The sequence below is a fragment of the uncultured Leptotrichia sp. genome (assembly GCF_938036635.1).
GTDB classification, from domain to species: Bacteria; Fusobacteriota; Fusobacteriia; order Fusobacteriales; family Leptotrichiaceae; genus Leptotrichia; species Leptotrichia hongkongensis.
Genome location: NZ_CALHQO010000326.1, coordinates 1 through 4,089 on the forward strand (window position 1 = coordinate 1; position 4,089 = coordinate 4,089).

At 30.5% G+C, this 4,089-nt stretch carries 6 protein-coding genes; 4 read left to right on the forward strand and 2 right to left on the reverse strand.

Translation table 11 applies throughout. The features are described 5' to 3' along the window. The first annotated feature begins 158 nt into the window (after nt 1-158). The 4 genes from Q0370_RS06485 to rpmJ all read left to right on the forward strand — a co-directional run bounded on the left by Q0370_RS06485 (nt 159) and on the right by rpmJ (nt 2,225). On the forward strand, nt 159-998 hold the full coding sequence (locus tag Q0370_RS06485; protein WP_299573640.1) for a hypothetical protein: 840 nt from the start codon (nt 159-161) through the stop codon (nt 996-998). A 63-nt stretch (nt 999-1,061) separates the two neighbouring features. Then, the gene (locus tag Q0370_RS06490; RefSeq protein WP_299573643.1) at nt 1,062-1,688 is read left to right on the forward strand and encodes a methyltransferase; all 627 of its coding nucleotides are present in this window, start codon (nt 1,062-1,064) and stop codon (nt 1,686-1,688) included. Nucleotides 1,689-1,871: 183 nt separating this feature from the next. Next, complete coding sequence (gene infA / locus Q0370_RS06495; protein ID WP_006805851.1) at nt 1,872-2,090, forward strand: translation initiation factor IF-1; 219 nt, start codon at nt 1,872-1,874, stop codon at nt 2,088-2,090. A 21-nt stretch (nt 2,091-2,111) separates the two neighbouring features. Next, nucleotides 2,112-2,225 carry a 50S ribosomal protein L36 gene (gene rpmJ, locus Q0370_RS06500; protein WP_015770204.1) on the forward strand — a complete coding sequence of 38 codons (114 nt, stop codon included), beginning with the start codon at nt 2,112-2,114 and terminating at the stop codon, nt 2,223-2,225. On the opposite strand, the gene Q0370_RS06505 is transcribed toward rpmJ, so the two are convergent. Together Q0370_RS06505 and Q0370_RS06510 are read right to left on the reverse strand one after the other, a co-directional pair. Next, nucleotides 2,200-2,724 (reverse strand): hypothetical protein, encoded by a 525-nt coding sequence (locus Q0370_RS06505; protein ID WP_299573645.1) that lies wholly within the window; start codon nt 2,722-2,724, stop codon nt 2,200-2,202. The two genes, rpmJ and Q0370_RS06505, sit on opposite strands and share 26 nt — an antisense overlap. Beyond that, nucleotides 2,721-4,025: a radical SAM protein gene (locus tag Q0370_RS06510; RefSeq protein WP_299573648.1), complete on the reverse strand. Its 1,305-nt coding sequence runs from the start codon at nt 4,023-4,025 to the stop codon at nt 2,721-2,723. The genes Q0370_RS06505 and Q0370_RS06510 overlap by 4 nt, the downstream gene beginning before the upstream one ends. Nucleotides 4,026-4,089 lie beyond the last annotated feature (64 nt).

Sequence of the window (4,089 nt, forward strand, 5' to 3'; positions counted from 1 at the left end):
GGTTTTGAAAAAATATTTGTAAGATAAAAAATGGATATGTAACTGTGAAAAATATGTTATAATAGTAAAAATGAAGAAAATGGGAGAATTTCATAATGAATAAAATAAGTATTTCATACTGGTACTTGGGATATTTGCTATTAATGTGAAAACTCTTTATGTTGCTGAATAATGGGGAATCAGGAAAACTTACAGGAATATATCTGCTGGTAATTATTACAGGGATATTTTTTCTAATTTGCGTAGATGGAATAAAAATGGAAGGCAATAAGTACATAACAAGTTTTGTTGCTGGTTTTATAATGTTTTTTATAAAATATTCGAGTTATAGGGATTTGAATAAAAGATTTAATATAGCTGTTATCGCTTATTTGATTTTGTTGTTATCCGTGCAGATGGTAATACTAATTTTTCAAGAAATAAAAAGAAGAAAGTGGAAATCTATCTTTTTTATGATATTAATATTTTTTCAATCTGTAAAGTTTGTCAATTTTATGACAATTTATTACTGGGAACCACGTAATATTGTATATAGTTCATATTTTTCCAAGATAAAAGATAAGCAAGAGATGGAAAAAATAATAAAAAAGTTACCTATGATAGATTCGGTAAGTATTACAGAATTTAAAAAACCAAGACAGTATGATGATGATTTTGATGTAAAGGAATTTTCTGGTGAAATTGATCAGGTGATTGATATTTCAGTTAGATATTCAGTTAACGGCGAAGGATTAAACAGTCTGGTTAAACAAGTTAAAAATTATTTGAAGCTGGTTGGAGATGAAAAAAAGACAACAAGAATTTATATAACTGATAGATATGCTTATTATAAGCCAATAAGAGTATATGAAATTAAAAATGGCGTTACAAAAATAAGATATATAAGAGAAAATGTACAGTATACTGATTCATCGTTTACAGATTTATTTTTGGATATAGTAAAAGTGTTGAAAGGTAAAAGTGATTTTAATAATACAGCAGGGGAGTATTATGAATAATTGAAATTCAGTGATAAAATAAACATTAGAATAAAAAATAGAAAAGTTAGGAGGAAATTGATAATGAGCCATTATTTTTCAGAAAAGCAGGAAGTAAAGTCGGATAGAAAAATAATAAAATATGAAATAGAAAATAAAAAATTTGAGTTTGTAACAGATAATGGGGTATTTTCAAAGACGAAGGTGGATTTTGGAACGGATGTCATGCTGAAAGTGTTTTTAAGAGAAAATTTAGATAAGAAAGGCCAAAAGTTTGATATACTGGATATTGGCTGTGGATACGGAGTTGTATCAGTTGTTATAAAGTCTTTTTTTGAAAATGTTAGAACTGTTTCATCAGATGTGAATGAGCGGGCTTTGGAGCTTACAAGGGAAAATCTTTTGAGAAATGGAGTTGTAAAAGATGAAAATGATAATTTTGAAGTAAGAAAATCATTTGCATTCGATTATGTTTCTGAAAAGTTTGATGTAATTTTATCTAATCCGCCAATTCGAGCTGGAAAGCGGACAATTTTTCAAATTTATGAACAAAGTTTTGAGCATTTAAATCAAGATGGTCAGTTTTATTGTGTGATTCAGACAAAACATGGAGCAAAAAGTACACAGAAAAAATTGGAAGAAATTTTTGGAAATTGTGAAACTCTGGAAATTAATGCTGGATATAGAATTTTTAGGAGTGTAAAAAATTAGAAAAATCCATAAAAATAACTGTAAAATAAAAAATAATTGACAAAATACGATAAATACTGTATTATGATAAGGTAAATAATCAAATGTATATTGTTTTTTAATTTTTATAAAAATTAAATGTTAAAAAAACTGGACATTTAGTTATTTTTTTGTTATAATAGAAAGGATCCGAGGTGATTATTTATGGCAAAACAGGATGTTCTTGAGCTGGAAGGTGAAATAATCGAAGCATTACCAAATGCAATGTTTCAAGTAAGGCTTGAAAATGGACACGAAGTTTTAGGACATATCTCAGGAAAAATGAGAATGAACTATATAAAAATTTTGCCAGGAGATAAGGTTACGGTGGAAGTTTCTCCGTATGACTTGTCAAGAGGCAGAATTGTATATAGAAAAAAATAACAGTTGGAAGGAGGGTTTTTAGTGAAAGTAAAAGCTTCAGTAAAACCTATTTGTGACAAATGTAAAATTGTTAAACGTCACGGAAAAGTAAGAGTAATATGCGAAAACCCTAAACATAAACAAATACAAGGATAGTTTTAAAATATTTTTTATTTTTCAAAAGTTTTCGGTTTAATGGCTTCGGTTCATAATCATTTCCAACAAGATTAAAATATTCTCTTTTTGGAGTTCCATTTGTAAAATCTTCAAGAAACATCGGAAATGAAATTTCAGCAGCTCCAGTAATTACTGTATCAAAATATTGTAATGCCTCTTCTTTCAAAGCTGTCGCATAATGCCCGCCAATTAATGTATACGCTCCTTTACTTTTCCAAAACTTGGCAATCTCTTTTGCCCTTTTCGATCCTGAAATTACCGAAGAAATACAAATTAAGTCAAATTTTTCGTTTTCATATTTTTTAGAAGTAGCATCCCATTTTTCCACACCTTCATCCACAATAACAACATCAGCGTTATATTTTCTGTCAATTAGTGATTCCAGCGTTATTAACGTAATTTGCGGATAATATTTTCTTTTGTGAATCGAGTTGTATTTGTAAATGTTATCCTTTGCTAAAACAAGCATTATTCTCATAATTTTATTCCTTTTTTGTTATAAACTTCTTTTCGATTGATATAATTTACAGCAAGAAATACAAGGGCATGTTTAAAATTGGCAGCACCGTCAAACAGCCTTTTCCAGATACTCGAATGTCTGTTGTATTCCACCTTGCACTTCAAAATTCCAGCCTCAAATTCGTCAATTGTCATATTATACGGCTCAAAGCACGCTTTCCCATAACGAAAGTTCTCATCCAGCCACCATCGTTCATAAAGCAACCGACCTTCTTTTTTTAATCTTTCATAAAAAGGAGTTCCTGGTATCGGCAATGCCGGGTTAAAGCCTGCAAGGAAAAATTTATGCTTTTTAGAAAATTCCAAAATTTCATCAAAGCAGTTTTTATCATCATAATCATATCCAATTACATAGCTTGCATGTACAAGAATCTTATTTTTTTTATAAATATTAATGATTTTTTCATAGTCAAACTTGTAATTTGCAACCTTTTTCATCTTCTTAATATTTTTTATATTTATATTCTCAAATCCCAGAAGCATTTCAATGCACCCTGCTTCTGACATCAATTTTATCAATTTCTCATCTCTTGCAATATCGATGCTGCCTTGACAAGCCCATTTTATTTTCAGTTTTTTCAATTCTTCAAACAGTTTTAGAGCTTTTTTCTTATTGGCAAAAATATTATCATCCACAAAATAAACAATTTTCGCCCTTTTATTTGTTCTAAAAATCTCCTTTACCTCATTTATCACATTCTCAACATCCCTATGTTGAAAATCTCCTTTGTGAACTGCCCCAATCGTGCAAAATTCACATTGATGCATACAGCCTCGCCCAAACTGAACTGGCACGACAAAAGAATATTTTTTCCCCTTGTAAATGCTCCTATCATAAACAACATTATTAATATCTGGCAATTTTCTACATTCATACCTCTTTTTCGGCACCCCATTTTCCAAATCGTTCAAAAATTCATTCCAAGTAACTTCTCCACTTCCCACACAAACCGTGTCTGCATGTTCCTGCACCTCATCAGGCATAAGCGAGGCGTGATACCCTCCAATCATCACATAAACTCCACGTTTCCTATAATTATCCGCCAGTTCATAAGCCCGTCTAGCCGTCATTGTAAACGTAGAAATTACAACTAAATCAACCTCAAGATCCATCGGAATATCCTCAATCCTATCATCAAACAGCATAAGCTCATGTCTAGTCTTATCCGTAAGCCCCGAAAGCACCGCAAAAGCAAGCGGCTCTATCGCATCATTGGAACGTTTCCCCCCCATATTTGGACGTAAAAAAGCTATTTTCATTTTTCTTCTCCTTATCAATAATTTAATTTATTGTCTTAAACATTATAATTAAACTTAAAATCTT